The 13,202-nt window shown below is 33.3% G+C and carries 14 protein-coding genes; 11 read left to right on the top strand and 3 right to left on the bottom strand.

Features of this window, described 5'->3' with window-relative positions:
* Nucleotides 1-83: 83 nt before the first annotated feature.
* A complete protein-coding gene (locus B3J44_RS03075) occupies nt 84-704 on the top strand; it encodes a hypothetical protein (RefSeq protein ID WP_286965710.1) in 621 nt (206 codons plus the stop codon).
* Between the two features lie 16 nt (nt 705-720).
* Here the strand turns inward: B3J44_RS03075 and B3J44_RS03070 are convergent, their stop codons facing one another.
* Nucleotides 721-1,563, bottom strand: coding sequence for an AraC family transcriptional regulator (locus tag B3J44_RS03070; protein WP_286965708.1), 843 nt, complete (start codon nt 1,561-1,563; stop codon nt 721-723).
* Between the two features lie 95 nt (nt 1,564-1,658).
* Here B3J44_RS03070 and B3J44_RS03065 point away from each other — a divergent pair, with 95 nt between their 5' ends.
* The 6 genes from B3J44_RS03065 (at nt 1,659) to B3J44_RS03040 (ending at nt 8,684) form a co-directional block, all read left to right on the top strand.
* A complete protein-coding gene (locus B3J44_RS03065; protein WP_286965707.1) occupies nt 1,659-2,219 on the top strand; it encodes a short chain dehydrogenase in 561 nt (186 codons plus the stop codon).
* 11 nt (nt 2,220-2,230) lie between these two features.
* Nucleotides 2,231-2,716 carry a lipocalin-like domain-containing protein gene (locus tag B3J44_RS03060; RefSeq protein ID WP_286965705.1) on the top strand — a complete coding sequence of 162 codons (486 nt, stop codon included), beginning with the start codon at nt 2,231-2,233 and terminating at the stop codon, nt 2,714-2,716.
* Nucleotides 2,717-2,832: 116 nt separating this feature from the next.
* Complete coding sequence (gene pgi, locus B3J44_RS03055) at nt 2,833-4,476, top strand: glucose-6-phosphate isomerase (protein WP_286965704.1); 1,644 nt, start codon at nt 2,833-2,835, stop codon at nt 4,474-4,476.
* Nucleotides 4,477-4,797: 321 nt separating this feature from the next.
* Nucleotides 4,798-7,575: a TonB-dependent receptor gene (locus tag B3J44_RS03050; protein ID WP_286965703.1), complete on the top strand. Its 2,778-nt coding sequence runs from the start codon at nt 4,798-4,800 to the stop codon at nt 7,573-7,575.
* Nucleotides 7,576-7,681: 106 nt separating this feature from the next.
* Nucleotides 7,682-8,104 (top strand): hypothetical protein, encoded by a 423-nt coding sequence (locus tag B3J44_RS03045; protein WP_198855303.1) that lies wholly within the window; start codon nt 7,682-7,684, stop codon nt 8,102-8,104.
* A gap of 91 nt (nt 8,105-8,195) precedes the next feature.
* Nucleotides 8,196-8,684, top strand: a complete 489-nt coding sequence (locus B3J44_RS03040) for a septal ring lytic transglycosylase RlpA family protein (RefSeq protein ID WP_286965701.1) — start codon at nt 8,196-8,198, stop codon at nt 8,682-8,684.
* 33 nt (nt 8,685-8,717) lie between these two features.
* Here B3J44_RS03040 and B3J44_RS03035 read toward each other — a convergent pair whose 3' ends face one another.
* Nucleotides 8,718-9,173 carry a DinB family protein gene (locus B3J44_RS03035; RefSeq protein WP_286965700.1) on the bottom strand — a complete coding sequence of 152 codons (456 nt, stop codon included), beginning with the start codon at nt 9,171-9,173 and terminating at the stop codon, nt 8,718-8,720.
* Nucleotides 9,174-9,252: 79 nt separating this feature from the next.
* Here B3J44_RS03035 and B3J44_RS03030 point away from each other — a divergent pair, with 79 nt between their 5' ends.
* The 4 genes from B3J44_RS03030 to nadD all read left to right on the top strand — a co-directional run bounded on the left by B3J44_RS03030 (nt 9,253) and on the right by nadD (nt 11,893).
* Complete coding sequence (locus B3J44_RS03030) at nt 9,253-9,600, top strand: arsenate reductase family protein (protein WP_286965697.1); 348 nt, start codon at nt 9,253-9,255, stop codon at nt 9,598-9,600.
* Between the two features lie 95 nt (nt 9,601-9,695).
* Nucleotides 9,696-10,556 carry a YicC/YloC family endoribonuclease gene (locus tag B3J44_RS03025; RefSeq protein ID WP_286965696.1) on the top strand — a complete coding sequence of 287 codons (861 nt, stop codon included), beginning with the start codon at nt 9,696-9,698 and terminating at the stop codon, nt 10,554-10,556.
* A gap of 72 nt (nt 10,557-10,628) precedes the next feature.
* Nucleotides 10,629-11,201, top strand: a complete 573-nt coding sequence (gmk, locus tag B3J44_RS03020) for a guanylate kinase (protein ID WP_286965695.1) — start codon at nt 10,629-10,631, stop codon at nt 11,199-11,201.
* Nucleotides 11,202-11,311: 110 nt separating this feature from the next.
* Nucleotides 11,312-11,893: a nicotinate (nicotinamide) nucleotide adenylyltransferase gene (nadD, locus tag B3J44_RS03015; protein WP_286965694.1), complete on the top strand. Its 582-nt coding sequence runs from the start codon at nt 11,312-11,314 to the stop codon at nt 11,891-11,893.
* Nucleotides 11,894-12,120: 227 nt separating this feature from the next.
* Here nadD and B3J44_RS03010 read toward each other — a convergent pair.
* Nucleotides 12,121-13,202: nicotinate phosphoribosyltransferase (locus B3J44_RS03010; RefSeq protein WP_286965692.1), on the bottom strand; the 1,082-nt coding region annotated here is incomplete at its 5' end.

The following is a 13,202-nucleotide window of genomic DNA, read 5'->3' as shown; positions in this document are numbered from 1 at the left end:
CAGATTGAGCCTTTGAAAAGAGAGTTGGACAGTATTGGTAATTTATAAAAAATCCTTTTTTGTAATTTTTTGAATCGAAAATCATGAAAAATGAGCGCCTTAAAACCATGTATCATGAAACTTTTTCTGGTTTAAAATTATTTTACAGAGACACAAATCTTTCTGAAAATTTAATTTTAAATTACAAAATCGGGCAGATTATTCAAGAAAAAGGTTTTACCGACATGAGTTCGATTGGTGGAGGGCTTTCGGGAAATTTCAGGTATTTAATTGCAAGTGCACACGCCAAAGATTTATCAAAATTTAATCCAGATTCAGCAAAAATTGGTCATTTTCTTTTAGACTCGATTGCATATTTCAAAGTATTGGACATCCAGAAAATTGGTAATAAAACTCAAGTTTTCCTTTTAAATATTCCAGACAATTCGATTTCACTTTTCAAAAATTCATCTTCGAACTTAGAAGAAGAAATTATAGAAAAAGCTCAAAAACGCTTTCGCGAAAAAATCGATGCTAATTTAGTCCCAGAATTACAAACCGAAAACTGGAAAGAAAGAACCAAACTCCCTCTGGGAATGGATGAAAATGGTTTGTTCTTTTTTGATGATTCTAAAATTAAAACAGAATCTCCAAAAAGAATTGATGTCGATGTTTCGAAGAAAATTATAGAAATCAATAAAAAACCTTGGTGGAAATTCTGGTAATTAAATTCTAGAATTACTAGGAATATTTTTTTCTAAATTCCGAAGGATTCATTCCCTTATGTTTCCTAAAAACTTTGTTTAAATGGCTTTCATCCGAAAAATTTAATTCATCTGCGATTTCGTTAATTCGCATATCTGTATTCAAAAGTCTCGCTTCAATTAATCTCAATTTGTAGTTTACAATATATTCTTGCAGTGTTTCTCCTGTTTGCTTTTTAAAATATTTCCCCAAATAATTAAGAGTGATATTAAAGTGACTGCTTATTTTTTCTGATTTTAATTCTTTTGGATTGTAGATATTCTCTTGAATATAATGTAGAATTTCAAGAACCATTTCTCCTGTTGTTTCTTTAATATTCTTGGGAAGTTTCAAAGCAATGTTTCTCGCAACAATTGTAATAATTGTATTTACAATCTGCTCAATAATCTTTTGATGGTAAATCTGCTGATTGTTTTGCTCACTTATTATATTCCCTATTAATGAAGCAATCAATGGTTTATCAATTTGATTTTTCAAAATGCAACCTGGGCGATGACTGGCATTTTGAAGAATATATTCCATTCGCAAAATAGCTTCAGATTGCCCATTTTGAGAACTCGCTTTTACGTAATATTCATTAAATCTAAGAAAAAAGAATTTTGTGGGCGTTGTAATTTCAAATGAATGCACATCTTGCGGTGTTACAAGAAATAGATTTCCCATTCGATATTGAAATTTATTATCATTAATAATCTGAACCCCTGTTCCATCAACAATATAAATCAATTCAAAGAAATTGTTTTTCTGGATTGTTTTCGGAAACTGCTCCAACTCTTTAAAATCAACTTCAAAAGGAAGATATAAATTTTTGTTTGTCATTATGCTAAAATACAATTTTAGTACCAATAAGTACAATTTAAAGCAAACGCTAACTTCTTAATTTTGTTTTAGATAACAAACTAAAAATCTGCAAAATGAAAATACTTTTAATTGGAGCAACTGGAGAAATTGGAAAAATACTGCACCCTGCTCTTGCAAAAAATCATGAAATAATTTCGGCTGGAAGAAACAGTGGTGATTTCAAAATCGACTTATCAGATTCAAAATCGATTGAAAAATTATTTGAAGAAGTCAAAAACATCGATGCTTGTATTTGTGTTGCTGGTGACTGTTACACAGGTGATTTATTTTCGCTTGACGAAGAAAAACTAAATATTGGCATTCAAAACAAATTACTTGGACAAGTCAACCTAGTTTTAATTGGGCAAAAATACCTAAACAATAATGGATCATTTACACTTACTTCAGGAAAAATGGGCGATAAACCCGTAAAAAACAATGTAAGCAAAGCTATTGTAAATGGCGGAATCAACAGTTTTGTTCTTGCAGCTTCACTGGAGTTGGAAAAAGGAATTAGAATAAATGTTATTAGTCCAGCAAAAGTTTTAGATATTCCGACTGAAGATTTAATAAATGCTTACACAAAGAGTCTTGAAGGAACTATAACTGGAGAAATTATTAAAGTAAACTATTAAACTTACAAAAGATGAAAAACGCAATTTTGATTCTACTGCTTTTGATTTTAAATTCAATTTATGCACAAAAAAAATCTGATTTTTTGGGTTCATGGACTTTGGTTTCGGTTGAAAACACAAATTCTGACGGAACAAAAACGCTTCCGTATGACACAAATCCAAAGGGCTTTTTGTTCTTTGATGAAAAAGGAAATTATGCCATTCAGATTTATAAAGATAAAAGAGCAAAAATTGCTTCTGGAGATAAAAACAAATGCACTCCCGAAGAAAACGCAACAATTGTGCAAGGAAGCAATTCGCATTTTGGCAACTATGAAATTGACGAAATCAATAGGACTATAACTTTTATAATAAAAACGGCATCGTTTCCAAATTGGGAAGGAACAATTCAAAAGAGATCATACACTTTTATAAATAACGAACTTAAATATGCTGTAACCAATACTACGCAAGGTGGAAAATCGGTGATAGCAGAAGTTGTCTGGAAAAAGTTATGACGCACTTCTCATAAAACGTTTTCGTAACTAATTGTTATATAATCGCAAACCGCTCCCCTTTTAAAAGTTATTTCAGTATTTTTGTGTTTCAGAAAACAAACTCAATTATAGATAAAATGGCTTTAAACACAACAAACCCAACTGGGACTGAAGCGTGGAAAAATCTACAAAACCACTATAACGCAATTCACGAAACCACAATACAAGAATTGTTTCAACAAGATAGTGCGCGCGTTGAAAAATTCAATTTGCAATGGAATGACTTTTTAGTAGATTATTCAAAAAATAATATCAGTCAAGAAACAGTTTCTCTTTTATTAGAATTAGCAAACTCAATTGGATTGAAAGATGCAATTGCACAATATTTTGGAGGAGAATTAATCAATCAGACTGAAAATCGGGCGGTTTTACACACAGCATTGCGTGCTCCAGAATCGGCAGTTATCAAAGTAGACGGAGAAAATGTAATTCCTGAAGTTTACGAAGTAAAAAATAAAATCAAAAAATTTACTGAAGAAGTTATTTCTGGACAAAGAAAAGGTTACACAGGAAAAGCTTTTACAGATGTTGTAAATATTGGTATTGGAGGTTCTGACCTTGGTCCTGTTATGGCTGTTGAAGCTTTACAATTTTACAAAAATCACCTAAACACACATTTCGTTTCAAATGTTGACGGTGACCACGTAAATGAAGTTATCAAAAAACTAAATCCTGAAACGACACTTTTCGTAATTGTTTCTAAAACTTTTACTACTCAAGAAACGCTTTCGAATTCAGAAACTATAAAAGAATGGTTTTTAAAATCGGCTTCTCAAGAAGACATTGCAAAACACTTCGTAGCGGTTTCTACAAACATTAAAAATGTAACAGAATTCGGAATTAATCCAGACAACGTTTTCCCGATGTGGGACTGGGTTGGAGGAAGATTTTCTTTATGGAGCGCAGTTGGTTTAAGCATTGCTTTGGCTGTTGGATTTGATAATTATAATGATTTATTAACTGGTGCATATGAAATGGATGAACATTTCAAATCGGCAGAATTTGACGAAAACATTCCGGTTATTTTAGCATTGTTAAGCGTTTGGTACAATAATTTTTATGGCGCCGAAAGCGAAGCGTTGATTCCGTACACACAATATTTACACAAACTTGCTCCTTATTTGCAACAAGCATTTATGGAAAGCAATGGAAAAAGTGTTGGTCGCGACGGAAAACCTGTTAATTACCAAACAGGAACAATTATTTGGGGAGAACCAGGAACAAACTCACAACATGCTTTCTTCCAATTAATTCATCAAGGAACAAAGAGAATCCCAACAGATTTTGTGGGATTCGTAAAACCACTTTATGGGAATGAAGATCACCACGATAAATTGATGTCTAACTTCTTTGCTCAGACTGAAGCTTTAATGAATGGAAAAACAGAAGCACAAGTTCAGGCAGAGTTTGACAAACAAGGACTTTCTGCTGAAAAAGCATCTTATTTATTACCCTTTAAAGTATTCACAGGAAACAAACCAACTAATACAATTCTAATTCAAAAACTTACTCCAAGAAGCTTAGGTTCTTTAATTGCATTATACGAACACAAGATTTTTGTTCAAGGTGTTATTTGGAATATTTTCAGTTTTGACCAATGGGGAGTTGAATTAGGTAAGCAATTGGCAAACTCGATTTTAGACGAAATCAATTCTAAGACTGTTAAAAATCACGACAGTTCGACTTCGTTTTTGTTAAATCATTTCTTAAAAAACAAATAGAAACATTTACTTAAATATTTTTTAACTTCTAAAACGTCCTATTTTCTAGTAAAATTAGGACGTTTTCTACATTATAAATCGATTAAAAACACAAATAATCGTTTAACTACAACACCCATCTTACAAACTTATCAGAATAATTATATTTTTAACAAAAAAGCACCACTTAAATTCAACAAATCAATATTTTATCCAACAAAAAGACAAAAATTCATTTTAATGCGCAGCATAAAAAGCAAAACTTGTTTTTCTTAACATTTCGATAACATTATCTGAGTTATTTGTTATAATTTTGCCAAAAACAATAAACTCAATAACAAAATGAAGAAAATGAAAAATTGGTTACTGACCGGACTATTTTTTATGATAGTTTCAACCGTATTTTCTCAAGGAAAAGTTACTGGTAAAATTACCGACGGAACAGGTGGATTACCAGGAGCAAATGTGGTGATCAAAGGATCTACTACAGCAACTTCAACAGATTTTGATGGTAAATTTACTCTTACTTCAACATCAAGCACAGGTGAGATTGTTATCTCTTTCTTAGGTTATGACAACCAGACTGTGAAATTTAATGTGTCAAACGGCGCAACTACAAACTTAGGAACTATCACTTTGGTTTCTAACTCTAACGAATTAACTGAGATTGTAGTTAAAAGTAGCACTGTAGATATTGCAAAAGACAGAAAAACTCCTGTTGCAGTTTCTACAATTAAAGCTTCTGAAATTCAAGCAAAATTAGGAAATCAAGAACTTCCTGAATTGTTAAAAAGCACTCCATCTGTTTACGTAACTAAATCTGGTGGTGGATTTGGAGATTCAAGAATTACAGTTCGTGGATTTAGCCAAAACAACGTTGCGGTAATGGTTAACGGTATGCCAGTTAACGACATGGAAAATGGTTCTGTTTACTGGAGTAACTGGGCTGGTTTATCTGATGTTACTTCTGCAATTCAGATTCAAAGAGGTTTAGGATCTTCAAAATTAGCTATCGCTTCTGTTGGGGGTACAATGAACTACATCACTAAAGCTTCTGATTTAAAACAAGGCGGAACAGTTGGTACTTCTTTTGGTAATGACAACTTCTTTAAATCTAACGTTGCTTACAATACAGGAAAATTAGACAGCGGATTCTCTGCTTCTGTTTTATACAGCCATACTCAAGGTGATGGATATGTAGATGGAACTCAATTTAACGGAGATAACTACTATGTAGCTCTTGGTTATACTACAAAAAACAATAAACACGATTTCCAATTTACAGTTACTGGTGCTCCACAATGGCACGATCAAAGATCTACTTTTATCACTATAGCACAGTACCAAAAATATGGTTCTGTATCTGACCCAAACATTAAATACAACTCTGATTGGGGTTACAAAGATGGTCAAGCTTTCAACATGGTAAGAAACTACTACCACAAACCAGTTGTTTCATTAAACTATGATTTCCAAATCAATGAAACATCTAAATTATCTACTGTAGGTTACGTTTCTTTCGGACGTGGTGGTGGAGCTAGAGGAGCAGGTGGTGCTGGAGGAAACAACTATACTTCTGATGTATTCAGAACTGCAGATGGTTTAGTTGACTATGATAAAATTGTTCGTTGGAATACAGGACAAGAAGTGATCAGATATAACAATGTAGATAATGTTCGTACAACAAACGGAGCAACTGGACAGTTTCAAAACAGTTCTGCAACTGGTAGAACTGGTACAAGCGCTGCAAACTACAAGTACGACACTACTTCAGGTATCTCTCAAATTTCTTCTGTTAACTCACACAACTGGTACGGAGCAATTGTTAACTTCAACAAAAAATTCACAGAAAGCTTAACTTGGGATATTGGAGTTGACGTAAGAGGATACAAAGGTCTTCACTACCAAAACGTAAACAACAGATTAGGAGCAGATGCTTACATTGATAACTTTGATGTTAACAATCCTAATAGAACTTTATACGCTACTTATTCTACATACGCTCCTTGGAATGTATTTAAGGATACCGACAAAGAAGAAAAAATCAACTTTAACAATGATGGTGATGTTAGATGGTATGGTGGATTTACTCAATTAGAATATTCTACGGAAAAATTTACTGCATTCGTTCAAGGTGCACTTTCTCAACAAGGATTCAAAAGAGTTGATTACTTCAAATACAAAACTACAGATCCATTATCTAGTACAGATTACGAAAACATCTTAGGTGGAAACGTTAAAGGTGGTATTAACTACAACATCAACGAGCACCATAATGTTTTTGTTAACTCAGGATACTACTCAAAACAACCATTCTTTAATGCAGTTTACCCAAACAATGCATCTCTTGTAAATGGTAACTTAACAAACGAAAAAATCTTCGGTCTTGAAGCTGGTTACGGTCTACGTACAAGCAAGTTCTCTGCAAACGTTAACTTATACCGTACTTCTTGGAAAGACAGATACCAAAGACAAAATGACGGAGCTGCTGACAACCCTGGAGGTTACTATGATTTCGCTGGAATTACAGAAATTCACTCAGGTATTGAGATTGATGGTACCGCAAAAGTAATTGACAAACTTACTATTACAGGTATGTTATCTATCGGAGACTGGCAATATCAAGGTACTAGTACAAGTAATCGTTATGATTCATCAAACGCTCCAATTGGTGGAGGGACTACTACAACATTATTCCTTGATGGTGTAAGAGTTGGAGATGCTGCTCAAACAACAGCTGCTTTAGGAGCAACTTATGAAATCTTACCTCGCTTTACTGTTGATGCAAACTACAACTACTTTGACAGATTGTATGCTGCTATTTCTCCAGGAAACTTTACTAAAGAGGATAATAGAGGTGCATTACAATTACCTTCTTACGGTACTGCTGACGCTGGTTTATCATACAAATTGTTAGTTGGTAAAAATAAAAGCAACTCTGTAGGTTTCAGATTAAACGTAAACAACGTTTTTGATTATACTTACATTGCTGAAGCAAAAACAAATATTTTTGCTGCTGATGTTCCTACTGTTTCAACATACAAAGGTATTGCTACTACAAACCAAGTATACTTTGGTTTCGGTAGAACTTGGAACTTCGCATTACGTTACGATTTCTAAAATTTAGAATCTAAATAAATAATAAAAACGGCATTGACTTTTAAGTTTAATGCCGTTTTTTTATAGCCTTTTTTGTTATATTTGTTTTCAACAAAAAACAAAGTTTATGTATAATTTTCTACAAAAATTCCACTCTGGTTGGGCATACTTAGCATTGCTTCTTTTGCTAGTTGCGGTTGTAAATGCCATCATCGGATTTACTTCAAAAAAAGAGTTTACAGCTAAAGATCGTAAAATCGCTTTATTTGCTTTAATTGGAACACACACTCAATTATTGATTGGTTTAATCTTATATTTTGTTTCTCCACTTGGAAAAGCAGCATTCGGGCAAATGTCTAATGCAGAATTAAGACTAACATCATTAGAGCACCCTCTAATTAATATCATTGCTATCATCTTAATTACTATTGGATGGTCTAAACATAAAAAAATAATCAATAGTGAAGCTAAATTTAAAACCTTTGCTATTTTTTACGGATTAGGATTATTGCTTATTTTAAGTAGAATTCCTTGGAACCTTTGGTTCTAAAAAACACCAATTAAAGCCCTTCCTACAGGGCTTTTTTCATCTCGGCACATTATTTGTACAAACTCCCCCCAAGTCTGAAAAAGAATAACCCATGAGAAATAAAAAAAACATTTTATTCGCCACAATCGCTTTAACCTTAATTAGCGGCTTTACGTATGTTATAAGCCAGACCAAACCTACAACAGAACCTAAAATCATTCAAGATACTGTTAAAAATGTAAAACCGACTATTATCCCTTTACCGGATTCTATCTTTACAGACAAAGGTTTAAAACTTAGACCATACAAGAAAAACGCTCACGCTTCCTACTACGCTGATCGTTTTAACGGAAAAAGAACTGCTAACGGAAGCCGATTCAACAATAACAGCTATACTGCAGCTCACAAAAAACTTCCTTTTGGAACAAGAGTAAAAGTAACAAATGAAGCTAATGGCAAATTTGTCATTGTAAAAATTACTGACCGCGGCCCTTTTGTAAAAACCCGCGAAATTGATTTATCTAAAAGAGCTTTTATGGATATATCAAAAAATAAAGGAGCCGGCGCAATGAAGGTCACTATTGAAACCATAATCGAATAAAAAAAATCCCGCTTAAAGCGGGATTTTTTTTATTTAAACAAATTTTCTTAACGACATTATAACTCCAGTATGAAGTCCTTCATGAAAATTATTAAAATCTAAAGCACCTTGAATATGGAGAAGTGTGAAGCCGACGCTGGTAGTGTATTCATGATAATTAACAAACAGACCGCTTTCAAAATCATTTTTTGTTTTTTCTAATGTTGTTGAAAGCAATGTTCTAATTTGATCAACCTCAGCTTGAGAAACATCTCCTTCTGGTTTGGTTCCTTTTTTATATTTGTTAACGAAATCTTCAGAAACCATTGTTGGAAGACCCGATAATTTATAGACCAAAACCTGTTGCGAAGAAATACAGTGGCCTATATTCCAAATAATATTGTTGCTAAAACCTTCTGGAATTTTGTTTAATTGTTCTAATGAATGACTATCTAAGATTTTCAAAAGAATTTCTCTAATTGTTTTTTGCACATCAAAAACTGAACTCATAATTTTATTTTTTTTCTAAAATTAGTCATTTTTAAGTTCCAAATGGATTTTCTTTGCATTCTCACAAATTTATCAAATTATGAATAAAATATATTATTTAGCTTCATGCGATACTTGTCGCAAAATCATTAAAAGTCTTCCAGAAAACAATCTTGTTTTTCAAGACATCAGACAAGAACCCATTACAGAAGAGCAACTAGAAGAAATGCATAAACTTTCTGGAAGTTACGAAGCATTATTTAGCAAAAAAGCTCAATTGTACAAATCAATGGGATTAAAAGACCAATCATTGACAGAGGCCGATTTTAAAAAATATATCTTAGAACATTATACTTTCTTAAGCCGTCCGGTTTTTATTATTGACGGAAAAATCTACATCGGCAACAGCCAAAAAAATGTAGCCGAAGTTATAAAAGCATTATCGTAAGAATAACCGTAATTTTTGATCTATAAAACTGATTCACAATTTACAACGCAAGACATTAAACTTTTAATTATCTTTGCGCCTTTATACTCAATTATATGATACAATCTATGACAGGGTTTGGCAAAGCTTCTTTGCAATTGCCTACAAAAAAAATTACCGTTGAAGTAAAATCTCTAAACTCGAAAGGTTTAGATTTGAATGTAAGAATGCCATCGGTTTACCGCGAAATGGAACTTGGTTTAAGAACTCTTATTTCAACAAAACTAGAAAGAGGAAAAATTGATTTTGCGATCTATGTAGAAAGTACCGCAGAACAAACTTCTACTAAAGTAAATGTCCCTGTTGTAAAATATTATATAGCCCAGTTAAAAGAAGTAAATCCTGATGCAGATGAAACTGAATTGATGAAAATGGCTGTTCGTATGCCAGATACATTAAAAACAGAACGTGAAGAAATTGATGAAGATGATTGGGATCAAATTCAGGTTATTATAGACGAAGCACTTCAAAATATTTTAAATTTCCGTAAAGACGAAGGCGAATCTCTTGAAAAAGAATTCAATTTACGAATTGGAAATATACGTCAGCTCATGAACGATACACTGGCACTTGATCCAGAACGCGTACAAGCAATTAAAGATCGTTTGCAGACCGCAATTTCAGAATTACAGGTTAATGTTGACGAAAACCGTTTTGAACAGGAATTAATCTATTATTTAGAGAAATTAGATATTACCGAAGAAAAAGTTCGTTTGGGCAATCATTTAGATTATTTTATAGAAACCTTAAATGGTTCTGAAGCAAACGGAAGAAAACTTGGTTTTATTACTCAAGAAATGGGACGTGAAATCAATACAATGGGTTCAAAATCGAATCATGCTCAAATGCAAAAATTGGTTGTCATGATGAAGGATGAATTGGAGAAGATAAAAGAGCAGGTTTTAAACGTATTATAAAGCTTTAAGCGACACAAAATCCAACACACAATAAAGCTTTGAGTACACTGCTTAAAGCCTAAAGCATACACAATGAACAAAGGAAAATTAATTGTTTTTTCGGCACCCTCAGGCTCAGGAAAGACAACTATCGTAAAACATTTATTAGGTCAAGAAGATTTAAATCTTGAATTCTCGATTTCGGCAGCATCACGTGCGCCACGTGGCGAAGAAGTACACGGAAAGGATTATTATTTCATTTCGTTGGAAGAATTCAAAAAGCACATTAAGGCAGAGGATTTCTTGGAATGGGAAGAAGTGTATCGTGATAACTTCTACGGAACTTTAAAATCGGAGATTGAAAGAATCTGGGCAATGGGAAAAAATGTAATTTTTGACATTGATGTTGCGGGGGGTCTTCGCATTAAACATAAATTTCCAGAACAGACTTTAGCCGTTTTCGTAAAACCTCCAAGTGTTGATGAATTAAAACGTCGCTTAAAACAGCGTTCTACAGAAAGTGATGATAAAATTAATATGCGTATTGCTAAGGCATCGGTTGAATTGGCAACTGCTCCACAATTTGACGTAATTATCAAAAACTATGATCTATCTGTTGCTCTTGAAGAAGCGCATCAATTAGTGAAAGATTTCATTAGTAAATAATTTTTATTCCACAGAGATACACAAAGAAAAAACGCAAAGATTCGCCAAGTTGAAATAAAACTTTGCGAATCTTTGTGCTATCTTAGCAACTCTCTGCGAAACTATACAAAATGAAAGTAGGTCTATATTTCGGAACATACAATCCTATACACGTTGGTCATTTGATCATTGCCAATCATATGGCTGAGTTTGCAGATTTAGATCAGATTTGGATGGTCGTTACGCCTCATAATCCGTTAAAAAAGAAAGCGACTTTGTTAGACGACCAGCAGCGTCTGCAAATGGTTTTTCTGGCAACAGAAGATTATCCGAAAATAAAACCGTCTGATATCGAATTTAAATTACCTCAGCCGAGTTATACCGTTATTACACTCGCTCATTTACAAGAGAAATATCCAAATCATGAGTTTTCATTAATTATGGGCGAAGACAATCTGAAAACGCTTCACAAATGGAGAAACTATGAAGTGATTCTTGATAATCATGATATTTATGTGTATCCGAGAATTTCTGACGAACCTGAAAATGTAGAATTAAAATCGCATCCAAAAATTCATGTTATCGATGCGCCAATTGTAGAAATCTCTTCGACTTTTATTAGAAACAGCATTAAAGAAGGTAAAAACATTCAGCCTTTATTACCTCCAAAAGTTTGGGAATATATTGATCATAACAATTTTTATAAGAAATAAGATTATCAAATTTGAATTGCCTCCAGTTTTAACTGGAGTTTTTTTTTTCACACAATCTTGTCATTTCGACGAAGGAGAAATCTTCGCAAGTAGCTCCATACAGTAAATCGCCAATCTTTGTAGAGTTTCTGACTAAGATTTCTCCTTCGTCGAAATGACAAACAAAACGCAAAAAACTCAAATCACAAAAAAAGCCTGAATTCAAAATTCAGGCCTTCATTTTATAATTAAGCTTCAACACTCACTTCGCTTTTTACTCTCGTTCTGATTTCACTCAGCGATTGATCAACCAAAAGTTTTCCATCTCTAAAAACCTCTTTCAATTCGCCTTGTTTTTCTTCTTCCCAAGAAACATTATCAGTCAAATGATACTTCCCATCGATTAAATCGATTTTCATTAATCCTTTAGCCGATTTTTTAGTTCCGTCGTCTGTAATTGGATCTTTGAAAATCGCTCTTCCTTCTCCGTTTACTTCTCCGTAGGTTGCTTTCATTGCAAAACCGAAAGTATCTCTCGTGTTGTATTGATAAGTAAAAGAACCAATTCCTAAAACAACATTTGTAGAAGCAAATCCTTTTTCTTTTAATCTTTCGCAGATTTGAGTTGCTCTTGCTACTGTAATACTGTCTCCGTAAATCGCTCCAATTTGCGGAACCAATTCTTTGAAACCTTTAGCATTTGTAGTTCCGCCGAAAACATCCCAAAGCAATTCTATAACACCTTTTTTCTCTTGTTCTGTTTTTCCGTTTGGATTTCCGCAGATAATATCTACTGGATCACCACTGTCAGGACGAATTACAACTTTGCCTTCTCTTGAAACAATTTCTTCTTTCAATCTTGGAAGATAATCCGTTAGAACTTTCCATAAATCCCAAGTGTCAGAAACGATAGAAACAATTCCTTTTGGGTAAACTTCAGTAATTAATCTTTTGAAAGTTTCATACTCGCCTTCTGTTGTTCCCATACACATAACAGAATGTTCTGTTGCTGCTACTGAACCTGCTACAAGTTCTTGATCTGAGTTTGCATTGTAATATTCTTCTAAGAAATCAATTGCAGGAATTGTGTCAGATCCTGTAAAACTTAATAAATGTCCTGCTGCAGAAGTTAATGCCGCTTCGATTCCGCCCATTCCTCTCATTGAGAAATCGTGTGCTTGCCAATCTACAAATTCTGGAACAGAAGACGTTTCTGCTGCATATTTGTCTAATACTTTTCTATATTCTTTTGCAATTGTAGCAGAATTACAAGGCAACCAAACTACTGCTGAAAGTAAAGTTTCGAAATAATTTGTCAGCCAGAAAAATT

The sequence above is a fragment of the Flavobacterium sp. UBA4854 genome, assembly GCF_002399805.1.
In the GTDB taxonomy this organism is placed as follows: domain Bacteria; phylum Bacteroidota; class Bacteroidia; order Flavobacteriales; family Flavobacteriaceae; genus Flavobacterium; species Flavobacterium ginsengisoli.
Note: the sequence above shows the minus strand (reverse complement) of the source record. Positions and strands in the feature narration are given on the sequence as shown.

Bases quoted from the DNA above. Each gene is read 5' to 3' on its own strand.
- B3J44_RS03075 (WP_286965710.1), top strand. From the start codon at position 84: ATGAAAAATGAGCGCCTTAAAACCATGTATCATGAAACTTTTTCTGGT.
- B3J44_RS03070 (WP_286965708.1), bottom strand. From the start codon at position 1,563: ATGACAAACAAAAATTTATATCTTCCTTTTGAAGTTGATTTTAAAGAG.
- B3J44_RS03065 (WP_286965707.1), top strand. From the start codon at position 1,659: ATGAAAATACTTTTAATTGGAGCAACTGGAGAAATTGGAAAAATACTG.
- B3J44_RS03060 (WP_286965705.1), top strand. From the start codon at position 2,231: ATGAAAAACGCAATTTTGATTCTACTGCTTTTGATTTTAAATTCAATT.
- pgi (WP_286965704.1), top strand. From the start codon at position 2,833: ATGGCTTTAAACACAACAAACCCAACTGGGACTGAAGCGTGGAAAAAT.
- B3J44_RS03050 (WP_286965703.1), top strand. From the start codon at position 4,798: ATGAAGAAAATGAAAAATTGGTTACTGACCGGACTATTTTTTATGATA.
- B3J44_RS03045 (WP_198855303.1), top strand. From the start codon at position 7,682: ATGTATAATTTTCTACAAAAATTCCACTCTGGTTGGGCATACTTAGCA.
- B3J44_RS03040 (WP_286965701.1), top strand. From the start codon at position 8,196: ATGAGAAATAAAAAAAACATTTTATTCGCCACAATCGCTTTAACCTTA.
- B3J44_RS03035 (WP_286965700.1), bottom strand. From the start codon at position 9,173: ATGAGTTCAGTTTTTGATGTGCAAAAAACAATTAGAGAAATTCTTTTG.
- B3J44_RS03030 (WP_286965697.1), top strand. From the start codon at position 9,253: ATGAATAAAATATATTATTTAGCTTCATGCGATACTTGTCGCAAAATC.
- B3J44_RS03025 (WP_286965696.1), top strand. From the start codon at position 9,696: ATGATACAATCTATGACAGGGTTTGGCAAAGCTTCTTTGCAATTGCCT.
- gmk (WP_286965695.1), top strand. From the start codon at position 10,629: ATGAACAAAGGAAAATTAATTGTTTTTTCGGCACCCTCAGGCTCAGGA.
- nadD (WP_286965694.1), top strand. From the start codon at position 11,312: ATGAAAGTAGGTCTATATTTCGGAACATACAATCCTATACACGTTGGT.